The 20,513-nt window shown below is 58.9% G+C and carries 18 protein-coding genes; 9 read left to right on the plus strand and 9 right to left on the minus strand.

What is annotated here, in order from left to right; translation table 11 throughout:
* The first annotated feature begins 120 nt into the window (after positions 1–120).
* From GN111_RS01300 to GN111_RS01330, 7 genes are all read left to right on the plus strand, one after another.
* A complete protein-coding gene (locus tag GN111_RS01300; RefSeq protein ID WP_155302014.1) occupies positions 121–1,374 on the plus strand; it encodes a metallophosphoesterase family protein in 1,254 nt (417 codons plus the stop codon).
* Positions 1,371–4,889: a YhaN family protein gene (locus tag GN111_RS01305; protein ID WP_155302015.1), complete on the plus strand. Its 3,519-nt coding sequence runs from the start codon at positions 1,371–1,373 to the stop codon at positions 4,887–4,889. Before GN111_RS01300 ends, GN111_RS01305 begins: the two co-directional genes overlap by 4 nt.
* A 54-nt stretch (positions 4,890–4,943) precedes the next feature.
* Positions 4,944–5,825 carry a DMT family transporter gene (locus GN111_RS01310; RefSeq protein WP_155302016.1) on the plus strand — a complete coding sequence of 294 codons (882 nt, stop codon included), beginning with the start codon at positions 4,944–4,946 and terminating at the stop codon, positions 5,823–5,825.
* A 252-nt stretch (positions 5,826–6,077) separates the two neighbouring features.
* Positions 6,078–6,893 carry an amidohydrolase family protein gene (locus GN111_RS01315; RefSeq protein ID WP_155302017.1) on the plus strand — a complete coding sequence of 272 codons (816 nt, stop codon included), beginning with the start codon at positions 6,078–6,080 and terminating at the stop codon, positions 6,891–6,893.
* Positions 6,890–7,075: a hypothetical protein gene (locus GN111_RS01320; RefSeq protein ID WP_155302018.1), complete on the plus strand. Its 186-nt coding sequence runs from the start codon at positions 6,890–6,892 to the stop codon at positions 7,073–7,075. The genes GN111_RS01315 and GN111_RS01320 overlap by 4 nt, the downstream gene beginning before the upstream one ends.
* A gap of 3 nt (positions 7,076–7,078) precedes the next feature.
* Positions 7,079–7,792, plus strand: a complete 714-nt coding sequence (gene rnhA, locus GN111_RS01325; RefSeq protein WP_155302019.1) for a ribonuclease HI — start codon at positions 7,079–7,081, stop codon at positions 7,790–7,792.
* Positions 7,793–8,154: 362 nt separating this feature from the next.
* The gene (locus tag GN111_RS01330; protein ID WP_170302075.1) at positions 8,155–8,652 is read left to right on the plus strand and encodes a PilZ domain-containing protein; all 498 of its coding nucleotides are present in this window, start codon (positions 8,155–8,157) and stop codon (positions 8,650–8,652) included.
* Here the strand turns inward: GN111_RS01330 and GN111_RS01335 are convergent.
* From GN111_RS01335 to GN111_RS01360, 6 genes are all read right to left on the minus strand, one after another.
* Complete coding sequence (locus GN111_RS01335) at positions 8,649–9,446, minus strand: amidohydrolase (protein ID WP_155302021.1); 798 nt, start codon at positions 9,444–9,446, stop codon at positions 8,649–8,651. The genes GN111_RS01330 and GN111_RS01335 overlap by 4 nt on opposite strands.
* Before the next feature lie 115 nt (positions 9,447–9,561).
* Positions 9,562–10,551, minus strand: a complete 990-nt coding sequence (locus GN111_RS01340) for a helix-turn-helix transcriptional regulator (RefSeq protein WP_155302022.1) — start codon at positions 10,549–10,551, stop codon at positions 9,562–9,564.
* A 38-nt stretch (positions 10,552–10,589) separates the two neighbouring features.
* Entirely contained in the window at positions 10,590–11,012 is a 423-nt protein-coding gene (locus GN111_RS01345; RefSeq protein WP_155302023.1) for a universal stress protein, read from the minus strand.
* 218 nt (positions 11,013–11,230) lie between these two features.
* Positions 11,231–12,598 carry an FAD-binding oxidoreductase gene (locus GN111_RS01350; protein ID WP_155302024.1) on the minus strand — a complete coding sequence of 456 codons (1,368 nt, stop codon included), beginning with the start codon at positions 12,596–12,598 and terminating at the stop codon, positions 11,231–11,233.
* 422 nt (positions 12,599–13,020) lie between these two features.
* Entirely contained in the window at positions 13,021–14,190 is a 1,170-nt protein-coding gene (locus tag GN111_RS01355) for a (Fe-S)-binding protein (protein ID WP_155302025.1), read from the minus strand.
* Between the two features lie 106 nt (positions 14,191–14,296).
* On the minus strand, positions 14,297–14,593 hold the full coding sequence (locus GN111_RS01360) for an AF1514 family protein (RefSeq protein ID WP_155302026.1): 297 nt from the start codon (positions 14,591–14,593) through the stop codon (positions 14,297–14,299).
* A gap of 192 nt (positions 14,594–14,785) precedes the next feature.
* On the opposite strand from GN111_RS01360, the gene GN111_RS01365 reads away from it, so the two are divergent.
* Entirely contained in the window at positions 14,786–15,829 is a 1,044-nt protein-coding gene (locus tag GN111_RS01365) for a galactose-1-phosphate uridylyltransferase (protein ID WP_231715642.1), read from the plus strand.
* 33 nt (positions 15,830–15,862) lie between these two features.
* Here the strand turns inward: GN111_RS01365 and GN111_RS01370 are convergent, their stop codons facing one another.
* Together GN111_RS01370 and GN111_RS01375 are read right to left on the minus strand one after the other, a co-directional pair.
* Positions 15,863–16,705 carry a rhomboid family intramembrane serine protease gene (locus GN111_RS01370; RefSeq protein WP_155302027.1) on the minus strand — a complete coding sequence of 281 codons (843 nt, stop codon included), beginning with the start codon at positions 16,703–16,705 and terminating at the stop codon, positions 15,863–15,865.
* Positions 16,706–16,726: 21 nt separating this feature from the next.
* Positions 16,727–17,686, minus strand: a complete 960-nt coding sequence (locus tag GN111_RS01375) for an aldo/keto reductase (RefSeq protein ID WP_155302028.1) — start codon at positions 17,684–17,686, stop codon at positions 16,727–16,729.
* Positions 17,687–17,831: 145 nt separating this feature from the next.
* Here GN111_RS01375 and GN111_RS01380 point away from each other — a divergent pair, with 145 nt between their 5' ends.
* Positions 17,832–20,189: an ATP-dependent DNA helicase gene (locus tag GN111_RS01380; RefSeq protein WP_155302029.1), complete on the plus strand. Its 2,358-nt coding sequence runs from the start codon at positions 17,832–17,834 to the stop codon at positions 20,187–20,189.
* Here GN111_RS01380 and GN111_RS01385 read toward each other — a convergent pair.
* Positions 20,177–20,509, minus strand: a complete 333-nt coding sequence (locus GN111_RS01385; protein WP_155302030.1) for a hypothetical protein — start codon at positions 20,507–20,509, stop codon at positions 20,177–20,179. The genes GN111_RS01380 and GN111_RS01385 overlap by 13 nt on opposite strands.
* Positions 20,510–20,513 lie beyond the last annotated feature (4 nt).

Consider the following 20,513-nt stretch of genomic DNA (forward strand, 5'->3'; position numbering starts at 1 on the left):
CACGGCCATCCACATCGGCGCACGGGGGCCTTTGGTGACAGTATCGTTAACAATTCCATTGAGGTGTGGTATGGATTCCACGTGAATTCCCGTGAGAAATAAAAAAAGCAGGGCACCGTTATGAAATTCATCCACACCGCCGACATTCATCTTGACAGTCCCCTGCAGCGACTGGAAGCCTACGAGGGGGCGCCGGTCGAAGAGATCCGCCAGGCATCGCGGCGGGCCTTCGAGAATCTGGTCGACTTGGCCATCGACGAAGCCGTGGATTTCGTGCTGATCGCCGGCGATCTGTTCGACGGCGACTGGAAGGACTACAACACCGGCCTCTATCTCATCAAACAGGTGCGGCGGCTCGGCGAGGCGCACATCAAGGTGTTTATCATTGCCGGCAACCACGATGCCGCCGGCCGGATGACGCGCGAACTGCCGTATCCGGACAACGTGCACCTGTTTTCACCCCGTAAACCCGAAACGCGGCTTCTCGAAACGCCCAAGGTGGCAATCCACGGGCAGAGCTTCTTTAAAGCTGCCGTCACGGACAATCTCGCTTCCGGTTATCCGGACCCGGTTGCCGGGTATTTCAATGTCGGCCTGTTGCACACCAGTCTCACGGGCCGCGAAGGACACGAAAATTATGCCCCATGCACCCTAGACGACCTGGTCAACAAAGGCTACGATTACTGGGCGCTGGGGCATGTGCACCGGTTCGAAATCGTTTCCCGGGACCCGCCGGTGGCGTTCCCGGGCTGTATCCAAGGCCGCCATATCCGGGAAACCGGTGCCAAGGGGTGTGTGCTGGTGACGGCCAGGGAAGGGGAATCCCCAAAGACCGTCCACCGCGATATCGACGTGATCCGCTGGGAACGGGTGGCGGTCGATCTCGGCGGTGCGGTCAGCGTCGATGAAATCCTGGAACGCTTCCAGGCCGCCGTCGAGGCGGTACTGGATCGCCACGATCCCAAACCGGTGGTCGCCCGGGTTGAATTCGTCGGCGAAACGGACCTCCATGTCCGGATTGCCGCCGATCCGGACCCTATCAAAGAGTCGGTGCGGTCCACGGCTATGGCCCATTTCGGCGACCGGGCCTGGATCGAGAAAGTAACGGTCCACACCCGGCCTCCGGCCGGCATTGCCGCCGATCCGGGTCCCCTTTTGGAGTTGCGCGCCCTGACGGACGAGTTAACCGCAAACGATGCCGATCTGCTGGCCTTGGGCCAGCAACTCGCGACGCTTTTCCAGAAGCTGCCGCCCGATTACCGGCAGGGGGATGCGCGGATCAAGGCGGACGACCCGCAACAGATCCGCGAACTGGTAATCCAAGCCCATGCCCTGCTGGCGCAACGCCTGAAAAGGGAGGCTACCGGCACATGAAGATCAGAAGCATCCGGCTGGCCGCCTATGGTCCCTTTACCGATATGACTCTTGATCTGCCTGCATCCGGTCCGGATTTTCACCTGGTGTTCGGTCCCAACGAGGCAGGCAAAAGCACGGCGCTGCGTGCCCTGCGGCACATGCTCTTCGGCATTCCGGCCCGGACCGGAGACAATTTTCTTCACGGCTATGCTCAACTGAGAATTGGCGCCAGACTGGTCAACGGCGCCGGGGACGAGATCGCCTTTCTGCGCCGCAAAGGGCAGGCCAAGACCCTGCGCAAAATGGATGATGAGACTGTGCTGGAAGACGATGCCCTGGCTCCCTTTTTAGGGGGTGTCAGCGCCGAGATGTTCGAGCAGATGTTTGCCATCGGGCACGAGGATCTGATCCGCGGCGGCGAGGAAATCATGTCCGGCAAGGGCAGCGTCGGCGAAGCCCTGTTTGCCGCCGGTGCGGGCCTGATCCGTCTGCAGAACGTCCAGAAGGAACTCGATCAGACCTGCGGGGCGCTGTTCAAACCCAGCGGATCGACACCGGCCATCAACCAGGCCATCAAGGCCATTAAAAACGAACGCAGGGACGAAAAGGATGCCCTGCTTTTGCCCAAGACCTGGAAGACGCACGACGCCGATTTGCGCGATGCCCGCAAGCGGATGGATGCGGTCAAAAAAGCGCTGGCCGATTATAAGCAGCAACAGGCGAAGCTTGCGCGCATCGGGGACGCCCTGCCGCTGATCGCCCGCAAAAAAGAGATCGATGCCGATTTGGCCGTTTACCAGGATGTGCCGGATCTTGCCGATGACTTCGGGGACAAGCTCCGTGATGCGGAAAGGGAGTTGAAGCCGGCCGACCGTGACGTGGCGCGCTTGCAGGAGACCGTGGAGAAAATCGTCCTGGAGATCGACGCATTGCCGGATCATCGGACCCTGCTTGAAAGTGCCGCCAGCGTCGAGTCCCTGCAGCATGAGTTGGGCAGCTTCCGCAAAGCCCGGCAGGACCGGCCCGGACTCGAAGGGCGTATGCGGACCCTGCAGGCCCAGGCCGTAAAGATGCTGGAGGAAATCGGAGCCGACCTTTCCGGTGAAACGGCCAGGAACTTGAAGCTGCCGCCATCCATCGTCGGCGAGGTCCGCAAACTGGAAAAGGACCACGAGCGTCTGACCGCCAGGCTGGAATCGGAAGTCGAACAGCAGCGCAAACGCGGTGCCCGCGTCAGTCAGCTTGCCGAGCGGCGCCGGTCCCTGACCGAACCGGTGGATGTCTCCCGCCTGGAAAATGCCCTGCAGCCCGCCCGGGAGGCCGGTCCCATCGAAAAGCAGCTGGAAGAGATGCAGGCCGCAAACGAGCGGATCGAAGGCGAGCTGAACCGCGTACTGAAGCGCCAGATCCTCTGGAATGGATCGTTGGCGCAAATCGACACACTGCCGTTGCCATCCAAAGAGAACGTCGACCGGTTCGAGGACCGGTTCGACGCGCTGCGTCGCAGTATTGAAAAACATCGGGAGGCCAGGGCCGTCGCGGAAAAAGAGATCGCGCAAACCCGGGCCGATATTCAGGCCATCGACCGATCCCACAACGTGCCCACCGAAGCGGACCTCAAGGATGCCAGGGGGTTTCGCGACAAAGGCTGGGGGTTGATTCGCCGGCAGTTGGAAGGCCAGCGTGTATCGGCTGAATCATCCCGGGAAATCGTCGATCGGTTCGATGGTGCATCTGATCTTCCCGATGCCTTCGAAAGCAGTATTGAGCGTGCAGATCGTCTCTCCGATCGTCTCAGGCGGGAAGCCGACCAGGTGAGCAGAAAAGGACTGCTGGAAGCCCAAAAAGAGAAGTTGGAAAAAGAAAATGCCGCCATTGCGACTGTGCTTATAAAGGCTGGGTCTGACCACGGAGAACTCACAGCTGAGTGGAAAGCGCAATGGGCACCGGCAGGGATCACGCCCCAAACCCCCAAAGAGATGCAGGCATGGCTTTTGGAAATGGCGGTACTGCGGGAGAAACTGGCCGACTTGCAATCCAGGAAAAGCCAGGCGGAAAGCCTCGCCGGACAACTGACGGCACTCAGATCCGGAATGTTGAGAGCCCTGGAGGATGTCGGTGCAACCCGGGACGAAAACGCGTCGCTGTCCGCAATGATCCAAACCGCCCAACACGAAATAAAAACCCAGAAGGAACTGGAATCGGCCATCGCTTCCGCCGACCGGGAACAGATTCGCCTCAAGGCGGAACTGAAAGAAGGGACAGCCGTTATCGAAGATCTCGAGGAGCGGTTTTCCCGATGGAAAGCAAACTGGCAAATCAGCGTTGGCAAGCTCGGCATTCGACCCGATGCGACCCCGACGGAGGCCGTTGCCGTCATCGAAAGCATCCGTGAAATTCGGAACAAAACCGATGAAGCCGACGTGCTGCGCAAGCGGATCGAGGGGATCGATCGGGATTCGGCCCGATTTGCCGCCCGCGTGAAAGAACTGGTCGACACCCTGGCGCCGGATCTGCAAGATGAATCCCCGGATCGGGCCGCCGAATTGCTAAACGGCAGGCTGACCCGGGCGCGCAAAGATGCCTCCAGACATTCGAGCCTCACCGAGCGGCTGGAAGCCTCTCGGAACGAACTGGCAGACGCTGAAAAGCGACTTTTCGAGTGCCGGACGTTGATCGAATCCCTGTGCAAGGAGGCCCGCTGCAAGACGGCCGAAGAGCTGGCTGCAACGGAAAAGCGGGCGCAGGAACGAAAAGCACTTGTTGCCGAGCGAAGCGACCTGGAACGGCAGCTTCGCAAATTGAGCGCCGGAGTCACCGTCGAGGCCTTTATCGACGCGGCCGCTTCCATGGATGCCGACCGCATTGGTCCCGAGCTTGAGGAGTTGGCCGAAGCGACGGAAACCCTGGAAAAGGAGCGTTCGGAGCTGGATCAGCGGATCGGTGCCCTGAAAGCCCGGCTCGAACAGATGGATGGCCGTTCAAAAGCCGCCATGCATGCCGAAAACGCCGAGCACCTGCTGGCCGGCCTGGAGTCGGATGTCGAGCGATATGCCCGGTTGAAAATTGCGTCCATCATTCTTGCCCGCACCGTGGAACGATACCGCGAAAAACACCAGGGTCCCCTGATTTCCAGGGCCAGCGAGCTTTTCGCCCGCATGACCCGGGACGCTTTTTGCCGGCTGCGGGCCGATTACGACGACAAAGGCAGTCCGGTGCTGGTCGGCATCCGTTCGAAAACCGAGGCGGCCGTGCGCGTCGAAGGCATGAGCGACGGCACGGCCGATCAGCTTTACCTGGCCCTGCGCCTGGCCAGCTTGGAGCAATACCTGGAGAACAACGAGCCCCTGCCCTTTGTGGTGGACGACATTTTACTGCGTTTCGACGACGAGCGGGCCCTGGCCACCCTGGATGTGCTGGCCGGTCTGGCGGACAAGACCCAGGTGCTGTTTTTTACCCACCATCGGCACCTGGTGGAGTTGGTCGAAAATGAAGGAAAACCGCATCTGAAATTCGGGTTGCATCGGTTGTAACGCATGCGACGAAGCTGAAAGGAAGGGCGAAATAGCACCCGTTGCCCGCATGCCATGAACGAAACCGCAATTTTTCTGGTGCTTCTGTCCGCAGCCATGCATGCCCTTCGGAATTTTCTCACCAAGAAGGCCCTCGACAAGCAGTCCTTCATCTGGTGGTATGAAACCTTCGGGCTGATCTTTTTTACACCGGTCTTTGTCTGGGTACTTGTAAGTGAGGGGATGGGCGTCCTGATCTTCTCGAAGATGATTCTCATTTCCGGGGTGCTGCACGTTTTGTACTGGGTGTTCCTGGCAAAATCCCTGGAAAATGGAGACCTCTCCCTGGTTTACCCCATCATGCGGTCTTCACCGGCGCTGGTTTTGGTGTTCTCCATCGCCGTTCTTGGCGAGCGGGTCAGTACGACCGGGATCGCCGGGATCCTGCTGGTTGCCGTCGGGGTTTACACCATCGGAATGAATCGGTTTTCCCTGGCGGAATTGATCCGGCCGATGCGCGCCGTCCGGTCCGACCGCGCCACCCGGTTTGCGTTGTTGACCCTGGTAATGGTGGCGGCCTACTCGCTGGCCGACAAGATCGCGGTGGAAGAAATGCACCCCGTCGTGTTCGCCTATCTGTACCCTTGGGTGAGCATGGCTCTTTTTTCCCTGTATCTCGGAAATACAAAATGGTCGGGCGGAGCGTTCATTCGTGAGTGGGACTGCAACAAGACGGGGATTCTGCTTTGCGGTGTACTTTCGATTTTCGGCTACTTTCTCATCCTGGCGGCCTTTACTCTTGAACGGGTAAGCTACATTGTCGGCCTGCGGCAACTGAGCATCGTGTTCGCCGTACTTCTGGGCGGGCACTTTCTAAAAGAAGAGAACCGGCTCGTTCGGATCGTTTCCTCGGTCGTGATCTTTCTGGGCGCCTACCTGATTGCAGTCGCCGATTGAAGAAATGAAACCAGAATTTGCACGATCACCAAGTTATGGGGTAAAAAGCGATTGTGATTTCTGTGTTCTGATGGGAGAAAGAATTGTTCCTGGCCGATCCTATTGCAAGTCAACATGGACCGGTTCTGCGAATATGTCCATGGACAACCTCGATGCGCTGCTGGCTGAGAAAGGATCATAGCCATCCGGCGTGAGGCGTTTTTCAGACCCCGAGAAGTCGCACACCCGCCGAGCCTTAAGGAATGAACGACGATGCAGACACAGCCGCCGGTAATCGACGCCCATGCCCATTGCGGGATCATCGACCGCAGTTGGCCGCAGTCCTTCGCGGATTATGCGCGACAGGCCGCCGCAACGGATATTGCCGGGGTGGCCCTTTTCTCGCCGGTTCAGGAAATTTATGATCGCTATGACGCCCATTTTGCCGATACGGCCGACTGGCAGCGGCGCCGAAGGGAGAGCAATGCCCATCTGCTTTCGTTTAATTCCGACGAATTGACCGTTTATCCATACTTTTTCATTTGGAACGACTTTGCCGTCGAGCAGCTTTCAACCGCCCACTGCGGGATCAAGTGGCATCGCCATGCCGACGAGCCGATGTACGCCTACGGCGATCCCCGCTGCCGGAAGGCCCTTGCCGAGATCTGGCGCAGGCGTCTGCCGGTAGTTCTGGAAGAGGAATTTGGCAACACCGTACGGTTCATCCGCGAACTGGCGCAGGGGATAACGGTGATCATTCCACACCTGGGTATGCTCAACGGTGGTTTTCGGGCCATTGCCGGAGCCGGCCTATGGGAGCTGGAAAATGTTTGGGCAGATACCGCCCTTGCCGGTCCGGGCGAGATCAGCAGTTATATTCAATCATACGGCCATCGGCGATTGATGTTCGGATCGGACTTTCCTTTCGGCGATCCTTTTCAGGAATTGGAAAATGTCCGCCGCCTGCAGTTGGCGCCGGCCGTGGAAAATGCGGTACTGGGCGGCAACTTCATCCGTCTGCAGGCCGGCGTCGACCACGGAACGGACCGGGCCGACGGCAAGCGCGGAATCGAGGGAAGCGGACAATGACCGGATTTTTTAAAGGACCGCCGCTGCTGGTACACATTCTGATCGTTACCATGGCCAATGCCCTGGCTTTTCCGCTTTTTTACCAATGGGCGGGTTCCATTCTCTACGCCTTTCTGATAAGTGTCGGCGTTCTCTGTGTTTATGGACTGGCTGTTGTCTGGTTTTTTAAAAGCAATAGATAGATTATGGCTAAAAAAAAATATTACGCAGTTGCCGCCGGCAGAAAGACGGGTGTTTATACCGATTGGTTCGGTCCCGACGGAGCTCAGGTCCAGGTGCTCGGATTCCAGGGAGCGATCTACAAGGGGTTTGCCACACGCCAGGAGGCCCAGGCGTTTATGGAAGCGGGTCGTGCAACTGCCAAGCGCAGCGCGGGTCGAAGCCGTTCAAAGAAAGCGCGATCGGTCGCAGCATCTATACCGGCCGCTGGCGACCGAATCGTCATCTACACCGACGGGTCCAGTTTGGGAAATCCCGGTCCCGGGGGGTATGGCGTGGTCATTCCCTCCGACAACGGGGACCGGGAGTTATCCGGCGGCTTCCGCAGAACCACCAACAATCGCATGGAGCTTCTGGCCTGCATCGTCGGCCTCGAACAGTTCCGGTCGCCGGCCGCCGTGGCCCTGTACAGCGATTCCCGGTACGTGGTGGACGGGATCACCAAGGGCTGGGCCAAAAACTGGCGGCGCAACGGCTGGCGCAAGAGCAACGGCTCCCCGGCCCTGAATCCCGACCTGTGGGAGCGCCTGCTGACCCTTTGCGAACGGCATGATGTACAGTTCCTCTGGGTCAAGGGGCATGCCGGCAATCCCGGCAACGAGCGGTGCGACCAACTCGCCACGCAAGCCGCCGCCGGATCCGACTTGCCTGCGGACAAAGGGTACGAAGGCGTGGCCTGATCCATCCGGCCGCCGATTAAGTATTGACAGCAGCGGGCCGGGCGGTCAATGATTCATCAGCGCCGTGAACAAAGCGGCCGGCATGCGACCCGGAGCACCAGCACCCATTGATCCTGACGGACCTTTCCCTCCTTTGATGCACAGCAACCCGGGTGCCTCCTCGTTATCCAATATCGAAAGATCGATCGCCGACAGGCAGGTGTCTGCCCCCATTGCGCGGCTTTTTTGCGAGTAAAGTTCGACGGTAAAATGGCGATATGGTTTAAAAGAGGTAAACTACGAGCGGCCGAAGCGACAATTCCTGGATAGGTCCGGGAGTTGTTTTCAACGATAGAGGTTCGGATTTCAATTCTATGGCAACAATGGCAACAAAACCGGCTGCGGAAAAAGAGCGGCGGGTTTTTATCAACGATAAGGGGCAGGGGACGTTTATCTGCCCGGTCTGCGAAAAAGGGGTCATCCGCGACCTGAGCCAGTTCAGCGATATCGAATCGGCGGTTCGACTCAAGTGCAAGTGCAGTTGCGGGAACGTCTACCGGGTGTTGGTGGAGCGCCGGCGGCATTTCCGCAAGCCGGTCAATCTGGTGGGCATGTTTTTCTACCGTGGCGCAAAAAAGGCTCCCCTCAAAGGACTGATCAAGGTCCTGGATATTTCCCAGTCCGGACTCCGCTTTTCGGTCAACACCGTACCTGAATTCGAGGTGGGCAGCAGGTTGACCCTGGAATTTACCCTGGACGACGAGGAGCATAGCCAGGTGCGAGAGGATTGCATTGTAAGGCGAATTCGTTCCAATATGATCGGCGTGGAATTTGACGACCTCGACCATTACGGCAAATTGGGCCGCTACCTGTTCCGCTAACCCCCGGCAGGTGTTTTTCCCGCTACCATCTCGCCATCGGCGTCCATCCAGGCGGGAAACGTTTTTCGATAATCTTCCAGGATCGCAACGGAAAATACTCCAGTAACAGTCGCTTCCGCATAACTTCTGCTGTCCACGATCCGGCCCAGGGGATCGATGATGCGGCTGTCCCCGCTGTAGCGATAGCCCTTACCGTCCGTACCCACCCGGTTCACGCCGGCCACATAGCACTGGTTTTCGATGGCCCTTGCCTTGAGCAGGGCCTTCCAGTGGGGAGCGCGCCGTTCGGGCCAGTTGGCCACGAAAATGGCCGCATCGTAAGCGCTGTCAATATTGCGGGTCCAGATGGGAAAACGAAGATCGTAGCAGACAAAGGGGCGAATTTTCCATCCTTGACAGGTCACCGTCAGGTGATTCCTTCCGGCCGTATACACCTTCTCCTCGCCGGCATAGCGAAAGAGATGTTTTTTGTCATACGTGGCGACCTTGCCATCGGGTTTGGTCCAGATGAGACGGTTGTAAAAATGGCCCTGCTCCTCCACCATCAGGCTGCCGGCGATATCCGCCTGAAACTCCTGCGCACGCTCCTGCATCCAGGCGACCGCCGGCCCGTCCATGGGCTGGGCCAGTCCGGAGGGCTGCATGGAAAAACCCGTCGAGAACATCTCCGGCAAAACGATGAGGTGAACGTCGTCGGAAATCCGGGCGATACGTTCGTAAAAACGCTCCAGGTTGGCAATGGGGTCTTCCCATGCCAGCTCCGCCTGTATCAGGGCAATCTTGAGATCCTGCATCGGTTTTTTGTTTCCGTGTGTTGAAAAACGATGGTCATGGGAAAAGGACGTCCGGTTCTGGTGAGCAGTGGCATTCAAATCGCCACGGCCGTCACGAGAATTCTCATTCATGTTCTCAGTCCGGATTTTTTCGGTAGTGCTCGGCCATGGCCGCTGCATGGCGGCCCACGATGCGGCGCAGGGCCGGCGGGTCCAGCACCCTGGCCTCGGCGCCCCAGCGCAGGACCCAGTGGCTGATTTCCTCGGTGCCGGCCACGGTGGCCGTAAAGATCACCCCGCCGTCGTCGGCATCGGTCAGTTGCTGGCTTTTGTGCCAGATGCGTTCGCGAATGTAGCCGGCCACCTTGGGGCTGAAACGGATTTTTACCGTTTCCGGCGGCCCCTGAAAGATGCCGAAGCTGTCTTCCAGAAATCCCTGCAGATCAAAATCTCCGGGCATCCGAAAGCCTTCGCCGGTTACGGTCACGCTTTCGATGCGGTCCACGGCAAAGGTGCGCACCTGCTCGCGCAACTCGCAATAGCCGATCAGGTAGAGGGTTTCCTCCACATGGCGCAGGCGATAGGGATGGACCGTGCGGTGCGTTTCGGCCTGCCTGCCCATGGAGAAGTAGACCATGTCGATCTTTTTTTCGTCGAGGATTGCCGTGTTGAGATCGGTAATCATTGGGCCGAAGCGTGTGTAGTCTTTGCGGGGCGCCGGGCCCGCGTCCACCCGGTCTTGAAGACGATCCAGAAAATCGATGTATCCGGGGGGCAGAGTCGCTTTGATTTTGGAAATCAAGGAGGCGATGGCGTCGTAAAAAACGGTTCCGCGGTAGGTTTGCAGCATCTCCTTGCCGAAGTACAGGGCCATGAGTTCCGCCGTGCTGAACGCCATGGGCACCTGCTGACGTCCGGCGTTGAGAACGGTCCAGTAGCTGCGATTGTCCCGAGTTTCGGTCGCGATGGGAAATCCGCCGGCCTGCAGGGCTTCCAGGTCCCGGTAGACTGTTCTACGGGTGCATCCCAGCTCCTCGGCAAGCTCGGAGGCGCTTTTGCCCAGACGGGATGCAAGCAGTGTGTGAATCATCTTCCACTGACGGCTTAACTGTTCGCCTCTGGCCATGAACACAATTCTCTATTTTGACGGCTTCTTACTTTGATTCATCGGACGATGAGCACCGGGCAGGGCGCCTGGTGCAGCACCCGGTGGGCCACGCTGCCCAAGAAGAGCCCGGTAAGGTTCGATCGGCCCCGGGAACCCATGACAATCATTTCGCTTTTTTCGATGCGGGCCACTTCACAGATTTTTTCTCCCGCGGGTCCCTCCAGGATCAGTTCGGTATAATCGGCCCCTTTCTGGTCCAGCAGCGAGCGGAAAGGCGCCAACCGTTCGGCGGACTGCTGCATGATCTTATCGATGGCCTTTTGAAAGTAGGGGTCTCCCAGTTTCACCGGAAAGGGACGGTGGCAATGAAGCAGGAACAGGCGGGCATTCATCATCGTGGCGATCTTGACGGAATACTCCGCCGCCCGCAATGCATGTTCCGACCCGTCAACCGGCAAGAGGATGAGCGGCTTTGTCATGGCGTACCTCCTTGGTGTGAAGGTTCTAACTACGGCGGGCGCGGGTTCATTTCAGGGCTGGCGAGACTGCTGAATCTCCGGCCTGCACAATTCAAGAATAGCCGTAGACCGGTGATTTGTCAAAACTCGGCGATCATTTGCCTGGCGGCATGTTCTCCGGCATCCTTACGGCCGCGATTTTGCCGGTTAAGGTCTTTTTTACCCGGCTTGAAAGTTTGTCAGACCTCCCATTTGCCCGGGTTCATGATCCGGTTGGGATCGAGGAATTCCTGGACGCGCCGGATGAGGGCGGCGGTGTTGGGCTCCATTTTCGCCAGCACCATCTTCTGGGCCGACTTCTCCCCCTTCCAGATCATACCGCCGAGATCGAGGGTGGCCCGGTTGGATTCCTCCAGCGCCATGCGCGCTTTTTCGATATCCGCTTCATCCGCACGGTTGAAGGAATAGTTGAACCCGAACATGATGCTGTTTCCCATGAGCACCTGGTGCACATAGGAGCAGACCATGCCGTACCGGTGGGAGATCTCGATGCCCTTGCGCCAGGCGGCCGGCACCTGGTCGACGGGCAGGATGGCCCCGGTATACTGGAACCCGCCGCCCTTGCGAAAATCAGCGGCCAGGGCGGCCAGCGGCGGCACATCCAAAAAGCGTTTCTCCAGGGCTGGATGGAGGTCGGAGACAAACGAGATGCACTCGCCCCCCTTGAAATCGGAAAACAGGCGCTTGTAAGCCGTTTTCTTGAATTCCAGCTCCTCTTCGAAATGCCCGGAGAGGATCACCACGAGAAAGGCGTGGTTCATCCAGTCCGGCTTTTCCTGCATGATGAGGAAAAAATCTTCCGCCATGTCCAGGTACATGATTTCGGCGATGGCTTCGGGCAGCAGATCGATGTCGTCGGTCTTAAATACGATGACCTGGCGGAATCCGGGCTTGGGAAACAGTTTCAGGGAAATTCGGGTCACGATGCCGGTGGTGCCGTACCAGCCGACGAACAGGCCGGCCAGGTCCGGAAGCGGTCCCCGGGAAAACCATTTTCCCTTAAGGGCGCAGGCGCCGATCCGGGCAATCTCTCCGCTGGGCAGCACCACTTCCATGCCGGCGATCATGTCCGAATTGATTCCGTAGCGCGGCGAGATGTGGCCGTGGCCGTGGATCAGGGCGTTTGCCGTCACCGTGGCGGTGGGCGGCGCCTCCGGAGTGGAGTGCTGAAAGCGTGGGTGGTGCTTTTTCAGGTACGCCTGCAGGGCTCCCTGGGAGACCCCGGCTTCGATGACTACATAGCGGTTGAGTTCATCGACTTCCAGGATGCGGTCCATCCGCTTCATGTCCAACACGATCCCCCCGCGCTCCGGCACCACGATGCCGGAAAGGGTCAGGCCCGCGCCCACCGGCGTGACGGGAATCTTCTCGCGGTTGGCCAACCGCAGGATCGCGCTGATTTCCTCCGCTGTTTTCGGCAAGACGACGAAATCGGCCCGTCCCGGCGGCTGGGCCCCGGAATCCCGCGAATAGATAAACAACTCCGCCGGGTCGTTCGACACCCGGTCCACTCCCACGATATCAACCAGTGCATCCCTTATCGGCATATGGCCCCCATAACCATCATCAAGAATTACGGTACATTAAACCTCGGGATATGCCCAAGCGACCCAAGTTTTTCAGACCGGTTCGGCGAGGCATTCAATCGGCAAATGGTTTTTGAACGTCGAACAGCGAACATCGAACGTCCAATGCAGAGAGCACTTCGCTTCGTCGTTCAACAAAAAAAATTCCCGAGCCATTGTTGCCATTTGTAAAGCAAGGTTTGACCATCCCGCAAAACGTCCCAGTCACGTTATGCCGGGCTTGATCCGGTATCCAGAAGGTATTGAAATGACTGGATTCCGGCATACGCCGGAATGACGCCAACTTGCGATTTCCGACTTTTTATGAAATCATCAAGATTTTAAAAAATAAATAAAATGACCGCATGCATTATTCGATGTTCGACGTTCATTTTCGTGCATCATTACCCCAAGGCTTCTGCCACCAGTTCCGACAGTTCGCGTACTTCGAGGCGCTGCTCCAGGTTCCGGGCCTTGACGGCATCTTCGAGCATCACCGTGCAGATCGGGCAGGCGGTGACGAGAACCTGCGCGCCGGTGTCCGCGGCCTCCTCGACGCGTGCGGCGGCCGAGGTGTCCGGTCCGCTGCAAACCAGGTCGGTGAAGAAGTTGCCGCCCCCGCCGCCGCAGCAGAGGCTGTCCGCCCGATTGCGCGGCATCTCCACCCGCTCGATGTCGGGCAGGCGGTCGAGGATGCTGCGCGCCGTGTCGAATTCCTTGTTGTGCCGGCCCAGGTAGCACGGATCGTGAAAGGTCACCCTGCGCACGCTCCGGGAAGCCGCCTTGTAAAGGCGTTTGTCGGCCGGTAGAATTTCGGCGAGCAGGTGCGTGTAGTGGCGCACGCTGAAATGCCCACTCCACTGCGGGTAAATGTTCTTAAAGGCGTTGTAACCGTGGGGGGAAAGGGTGACGATTTTTTCCACGCCGGCCTGCTGGAAGGCCTCGATGTTGCGTTTGGCCAGGTGCTCGAACAGTGCGAATTCTCCAAGGGCTCTGGCATCGTTGCCGTCCGAACCTTCGGCGGGTCCAAGGATGCCGAAGGAAACGCCGAGTTTTTGCAGCAGCCCGGCCACCGAGCGGGCGATTTCCATCCCCCGATGGTCGAACGACCCCACGTCGCCGACGTAAAAAAGAACCTCCGTGTCGGCCGTGTAAGGCTTGACGCCCAATTCCGCGGCCCAGTCGCCCCGCTTCTTTTGACTGATCTTGTAGGGGTTATTGTGGTCCAACAGGCGGGTGAGGTAATCGCGCACCGGCGGCGGCACGGTGCCCTGGTCGACCATTTCTGCCTTGGCCGCGATGAACGCTTCGAGGATCGACTCCCTGAACTTGTCGAAAATACAGTGCTCGACACAGCTGCCGCACGTGGCGCAGGAGAAAAAAATTTCCTGCAAGCGTGCATCGGTCTGGACCTGGCCGGAAAGCCAGGCGCGGGTCAGCCACATGCGGCCGCCGGGAGAAAAGGATTCAAAACGGTATTTGAGATAAGCCGGGCAAGTGAAGCTTCCGTAATCGGAGGGCAGCTTGCAGAATCCACATCGAAAACAGCGGTGAAGAATCTCCTCGTGCTCCATCGTCCATCCTTTCGGTTTCGGTCTGCAGCACTTTTTAGGGATGTTGTTACCCTGATCGCGTAAGGCGATGACGACTTCGGTTGTCGGGGGATCGGTGGTCGGGGGATTACGGCTGTGTCAGGTAAATGAAAACGTATTGTTCGTCATTGATGTCGACAGTGGTATCGCATCTGCAGGATTCGGCGTAATTAAGCCATCCCGGTTTGCCGGAGCCGGCACATTCGGCCTTGGGGTGCGATTCGCCGGTGGTGGCATCGTACCAGGAAACCAGTTTGGGATCCGGACAAAGGGATTTCACCTTTTCCTCGGCCATGGACCGGGCCGCGGTAAAATCCAGATCCGACTGCTCACTCTTGATTTTTAGCGGATTGATCAACTGATACTTCAAGGGTGCTTTTGCCAATTTCTCCTCCTCATGGTGAAATCGATCCCCAATGGACGGCAAAGATAGTATGGTTGATTTCAAAAATCAATAGTTGAGCATGCGTCGGGACAAGCCCGACTGCCAATGCCCGCTGAAACTGCCCAATGGGACCGGTTTGAAGTGGCGACGGCCCTGTGATAGGCTGATTTCCATCCACGAAAGGAGGAAGCGGTGGCGAAAAACAGGGTTGTCGATGACTGGTTTGCCATGGAAACCGTACGGGCCCGGCTGCTGGAGCCGTCCGGGGAATCTGTCGAACGCACCATTCAAATCCGCAAAAGCCCCGTTTCCGGTCGAACCAGCCGCATTGCCTTCAGCCGGATCAACGAAACGGAGGCAGGAACGGACCGCCTGCCGCCCCCTCCGCCGGATGCCGGCCAAAAAGAACGCTGCCCCTTTTGCCGTCCTCAGGTGCTGGAGCGCACCCCGCGGTTGATCCCTGAGATTCACCAAGATGGACGCATATCTCGAGGGCAATCCCTGCTGTTTCCCAACCTGTTCCCCTACGGGGCCTGGTCGGCGCTCAGCCTGTTCGATGAGCGCCATTACGTGGAGATCGGTACGGCCAGCGAAAAGAGCTACGCGGACTGTCTGATCAACTGCGCCGACTATTTGAAGCGGATCAAGCGGCACGATCCGTCGGCGGTCTACATGGCCATCACCCAGAACCATCTGCCGTCGGCTGGGGGTTCTTTGGTTCATCCCCATCTCCAGGTGCAGGCCGATGCTGTGGCTTCCAACCACCATCGATTCCTGGCCCAACGCGCCCTTGCCCACCGTCAGGCCACCGGGCGGGGATTGTTCGAAACGTATGTTCAGCGAGAGACGGCTATGGGCGAGCGCGTGATCGGCCGTACCGGTCCCTGGACCTGGGTGGCCGCTTTTGCCCCTGAGGGTTTTTTCGAAGTCTGGGCCATCTGCCCCGGAAAATCATCCCTGCTGGCCGTTGAAGAGGATGCCTGGCACCACCTGGCTGCCGGGATGATCCGCATCCAAAAGCTTTATCGCAGCCTGTACCGCAACGGTTACAACTTCGGCCTTTTGAGCGTGGAGCGGGAAGACAGCGCCCTGGAAATCAGGGCCGTGATGGTGGTTCGGTCCAATTACGCGCCCTGGGTGAGAAGCGACCACACCGGTTTCGAGGTGATGCTGGGGGACATGGCCACCTTCACGGCTCCGGAAGAGACCGCGAGGCTGGCCCGAAAATTCTGGTAGTGGTGGCCGGATGAAACCGTTGATCCGTAGAAGCTATCTGAGAACCAGGGCGCTGAAAACGGCCCATACCAGCACGAAAAGGGTGCTGAAAAAACACAGGATGCCCAGCCAGCGGTGAACAGCGGTTTCCCGCTTACGCTCCCGGTAACCCAAAGCCAGCCCCAGCAGGATGCCGGTCACCATACCTCCACCATGGGCCCAGTTATTGATTCCCGGAACGATAAAACCGAAGAGGATGATGAACAGGGCCCAGCCGCCCACCTGGCGGTAAACCGCCTGGCCGTAAAGGCCGCCGCGGCTTTTGCCGTAGTAAAGGGCTGCTCCGATAAGCCCGCATATGGCGGCCGAGGCCCCGATGGTAAAGCGGACCCCAGCCAGGTAGGAAAGCAAAAAACCGGCTGCTCCGGTGAGAGTGTAAATGGCCAGCATGCGATGGGTGCCGTAGGTCTGAACGATAAACGGGGCGAGCTGGCGAAAGGCCAGCATGTTAAACAGGATGTGCAGCAGGCCACCATGGAGATAGGAGGCCGCGATCAATGTCCACCAGCGGTGGTAGCCGTCGATGGGGATGGTGCCGGTGGCGCCCAGCGCCATCAGTCCTCTGGAAGACGGTGCCAGAAATGCCAGGGGGTTGGCGCTCAGGTGCATGCCGCGGCCGCTCAACATCAAGGTGAGCAGGTAAAAGACGACGTTGACGACCAGAATGGCCCGGATCAGCCGGTTCCCGTCCATCAGCAGCGAAGTGCCTAAACCGTGTCTCCAGCGTGATCCCGGTGCAGTCAGGCCGCAGTAAGGACATCGGCTTTCGTCGGCACTGACCAGTTTCCGGCAGCGGGGGCACAGCAAGGGGCCTTTGGAGGAGGCGGGATTATTCACGGTTCGCAGTTCTCCGGCCGCCTACCATTTCCACTGGACCGGGTTGTCGTCGATGAGATCAACGACCGGGCGGCTGATGCGGTCCATGGTTTCCAGTTCGGCGTCGGTCAGCCGGACGTCGGCCGCTCGGGCGTTGTCGGTCGACTGGTCGGCATTGCGAGCGCCGGCAATGGCGCAGACCCCAGGCTTGGCGATGACCCAGGCCAGGGCCAATTGGGCCATGGTGATGCCTTTTTCTTCGGCCATGGAACGCAGGGCCTCCAGGGCCTTTTGCACATGAGGGTATACATCGGAATGGAACAGGCGGTTGCCGCTGCGGTGATCGCCTTTTTCGAAGCGGTGGTCGGGGCCGAATTTGCCGGTGAGCAATCCCTGGGCCATGGGTGAGTAAGCCAGAATGGTCACCTGGTTGGCCTGGCACCAGGCCAGCGTATCGGGTTCCACATGCCGCCAGAACAGGGAATAGGGTGGCTGGAGACTTTCGATGGGGCCGATTTCGGATATGGCCTTGAGCTGGTCCAAAGAGAAGTTGGACACGCCGATGGCGCGGATTTTCCCCTGATCCTTGAGATCCGTCAACGCCCGCATGGTCTCTTCCATGGGCACCGGTTTGGCGCCGAACGATCCCGGAGGCCAGTGGATCTGGTAAAGGTCCAGGTAGTCGGTCCCCAGGTTTTTAAGCGAACGGTTGCAGGCCCCCACCACCTGGTCGTACTTGAGGTGGTTGGAAAATACCTTGGACAGGATCTGCACTTCGTCGCGACGGCTGCCGATGGCTTTACCCAGCACCTTTTCCGAGTGTCCGTTGCCGTATGCCTCGGCCGTGTCAAAGGCGGTGATGCCGGCGTCCATGGCGGCCCGGACCGCTTTTTCGCTCTGGGCGTCGTCGATTCCGGTCCACATGGATTTGCCGGTCTGCCAGGTGCCCATGATGATCGGCGACAGGTGAATGTCAGTTTTTCCCAGCGGGCGTGATTCCATGGCGCTTCTCCCTGATTTACCATTGATATTCTCTTTTTTGCGGGGCCGTGCCGGTTTGTTGGCTTGACCGCAACGAATTCGGTCCATACAGTAGTGCCCGTTTTCCCTCATGGCAAGCCCAAGCGGTTTGAAAAGGAAAGGGCCTTTGAAGAAACAAAGACATCCAATCGCCGTCACGACTCTGGTGACGTCTGTGCTGCGCAGCGGCGATCTGGACGTGCGCTTTTCCTCTCCGGGTCGATCCCTGGACGGCATCCGCATCCATCGCGACATTCAGCGCCGGCGGCCGGAAGGCTACCGGGCCGAGGTGCCGGTTTTTCTGGAGGTGGAAACCGAAGACCTGGTGCTGGCGGTCGGCGGGCGGGTCGACGGGGTTTTCGAAGAAGAAGGAGGTACCGTTGTCGAAGAGATTAAGTCCACCACCCGGGAACTGGTCGATCTCGAAGATCGGTCCGATCCGTGCCATTGGGGCCAGGCCAAGGCCTATGCGTATTTGTTGGCCTGTGAGCGGAAGCTGGAGGAAGTGGGCGTCCGGCTGACCTACTGCAATGTGGACAGCAAGGAAACGCTGGAACGGGAAGAGACGTTTGCACGGGACGAACTGGAATCCTTTTTCCGGGATCTGGTCGACGGATATCTCGCCTGGGCCACGACCCAGGTGCGCTGGCGAAAGCTTCGCAACACCACCATCGGTGAACTCGATTTTCCATTTGCATCCTATCGGTCCGGGCAGCGGACCATGGCGGTGGCGGTGTATCGGACCTTACGGGACGGCGGCCAGGCCCTGATCCAGGCCGCCACCGGAATCGGCAAAACCATGGCGGCGCTGTTTCCGGCGATCAAAACCATTGGAAACGGCGACACCGACCGGATCTTTTTTCTCACGGCCCGCAACACCGGAAAAACCGCCGCCATTAGCGCATTGAACCTGCTTCAGGAAAAGGGGCTTCGGCTGAAACGGGTCTGCCTGACCGCCAAAGACCACATCTGTTTTTGCCCCGATGCTGCCTGCAGCCCGGATCTGTGCGAGTACGCCAAGGGCCATTTTGACCGTCTGCCCGATGCTTTGCAAGATGCCTTTGCATACGACAACCTTGACCGCGCGACCATCGAGGCCGTTGCCCGGGACCGCGAGGTGTGCCCCTTCGAACTTTCTCTGGAACTGGCCTGCTGGGCCGATTGCATCGTCTGTGATTACAATTATGCCTTCGATCCGCGGGTCTATCTCCGGCGCTTTTTCGACGAGGAGAGCGGCGCCTATGCCTTTCTGGTGGACGAAGCCCACAATCTGGTGGACCGGTCCCGCGAGATGTTCTCCGCCCGATTGAACAAGTCCGCGTTCCTGGAACTCCGGCAGGCGGTGAAAAGCGGCCTGCCGGCCGTTTACCGGGCCGCAGGCAAAATCAACACCTGGATGCTGGCGGCCCGCAAACAGGCAGTGGCTTGCGGCGGATTTCAATCCGACCCCCACCCGCCCGACGGGTTGGAGCCGCTGTTGCGTGTTTTTCAAAGGGTATCCGAACGCTGGCTGGCCAAAAACCGGCCGGCCCCCTGGCGGGAGCTTCTCCTGGAAATTTATTTCGAGGCAGGTGCCTTTTGCCGGGTGTTGGAGTGCTACGACAACAGCTATGTATCCTGCTATACTGCGGCAGGCAAGAATCTGGAGGTCAAGCTGTTCTGCCTGGACCCGTCGAGCCAGTTGAAAGCCGCGCTGCAGCGCGGCCGTGGGGCGGTATTCTTTTCGGCCACCCTCACGCCGCCGGGCTATTTTCAGGAGATTTTCGGGTGCAGCGACAGCGCCGCCAAACTGGGCATCGGATCCCCTTTTCCCCGCGACAACCTGCAGGTGCTGGTTGCCGATGGCATTTCCACCCTTTTTACCCAGCGCGAGAAAAGCGTCGAACCCATCGCCGAACTGATCCGGACCTTCGCTGCCGGCAAGAAAGGCAACTACCTGTGCTTTTTCCCCTCTTATGCCTATATGACCATGGTGGTCGAACGCTTTGAAATGCTGGAAAAAAGGGTTCGGGTTGCGATCCAGTCACCGGAGATGGATGACGCCGAGCGGGACCGGTTTCTGGACCGTTTTTCGGAACAAAACCGCGACACCCTGGTGGGTTTTGCCGTCATGGGGGGCGTATTCGGTGAAGGTGTGGATCTGGTCGGCGAACGGCTCAGCGGTGCTGTCATCGTCGGGGTAGGTCTGCCGGCCATTTGTCCGGAAAGGGATTTGATCCGCCGACATTTCGACGAAAAGGATACCGGGTTCGACTATGCTTACCGTTATCCGGGAATCAACCGGGTTTTGCAAGCCGCCGGAAGGGTCATACGAACCGGCCGGGACCGGGGATGCTTGCTGCTCGTAGACCGGCGCTTTACCGACGCCGGCTATCGAAGACTGCTGCCCGGCCACTGGTCGATCAGAAGGGTCCACTGCCATGGGCAGTTGGAAGAACGCTTAAAACGGTTCTGGGCGACGGCGAAAGCGCTTCATCTCTTATGAAAATCGAAACTCTCGCCTGAGCGCTCCGTCGGCTTACGGATGGCTGAACCCTTGGCCGACGTCTCCTGGTCCGGCAGTCCTCCCAGGCAATAGCTCCGCCAATGGCACTGGATGTCGTCGCAATCGGCCCGGCCTCTGCGAAAACAGTCGTTCAATCCGGCGGTACGCTGAAGACTCCGCACCATGGCGATGATGTCGACCTGATCTCTCGAGTCGGGTCTGGCGTCCCTGTCGTTTCCGTCAGCGTCGGGGGATGGGCTGCCGGGCGGATGCGGTATCCGTTTGCCGTCAGCCGCGAACCGGAATCGATCTGTCATCATTGTC

This window comes from Desulfosarcina widdelii, assembly GCF_009688965.1.
GTDB classification, from domain to species: Bacteria; Desulfobacterota; Desulfobacteria; order Desulfobacterales; family Desulfosarcinaceae; genus Desulfosarcina; species Desulfosarcina widdelii.

Coding starts and splice junctions, on each gene's coding strand:
- GN111_RS01310 (WP_155302016.1), top strand. CDS start 4,944: ATGAACGAAACCGCAATTTTTCTGGTGCTTCTGTCCGCAGCCATGCAT.
- GN111_RS01385 (WP_155302030.1), bottom strand. CDS start 20,509: ATGATGACAGATCGATTCCGGTTCGCGGCTGACGGCAAACGGATACCG.
- GN111_RS01340 (WP_155302022.1), bottom strand. CDS start 10,551: ATGGCCAGAGGCGAACAGTTAAGCCGTCAGTGGAAGATGATTCACACA.
- GN111_RS01300 (WP_155302014.1), top strand. CDS start 121: ATGAAATTCATCCACACCGCCGACATTCATCTTGACAGTCCCCTGCAG.
- GN111_RS01335 (WP_155302021.1), bottom strand. CDS start 9,446: ATGCAGGATCTCAAGATTGCCCTGATACAGGCGGAGCTGGCATGGGAA.
- GN111_RS01375 (WP_155302028.1), bottom strand. CDS start 17,686: ATGGAATCACGCCCGCTGGGAAAAACTGACATTCACCTGTCGCCGATC.
- GN111_RS01355 (WP_155302025.1), bottom strand. CDS start 14,190: ATGGAGCACGAGGAGATTCTTCACCGCTGTTTTCGATGTGGATTCTGC.
- GN111_RS01320 (WP_155302018.1), top strand. CDS start 6,890: ATGACCGGATTTTTTAAAGGACCGCCGCTGCTGGTACACATTCTGATC.
- GN111_RS01345 (WP_155302023.1), bottom strand. CDS start 11,012: ATGACAAAGCCGCTCATCCTCTTGCCGGTTGACGGGTCGGAACATGCA.
- rnhA (WP_155302019.1), top strand. CDS start 7,079: ATGGCTAAAAAAAAATATTACGCAGTTGCCGCCGGCAGAAAGACGGGT.
- GN111_RS01350 (WP_155302024.1), bottom strand. CDS start 12,598: ATGCCGATAAGGGATGCACTGGTTGATATCGTGGGAGTGGACCGGGTG.
- GN111_RS01305 (WP_155302015.1), top strand. CDS start 1,371: ATGAAGATCAGAAGCATCCGGCTGGCCGCCTATGGTCCCTTTACCGAT.
- GN111_RS01330 (WP_170302075.1), top strand. CDS start 8,155: ATGGCAACAAAACCGGCTGCGGAAAAAGAGCGGCGGGTTTTTATCAAC.
- GN111_RS01315 (WP_155302017.1), top strand. CDS start 6,078: ATGCAGACACAGCCGCCGGTAATCGACGCCCATGCCCATTGCGGGATC.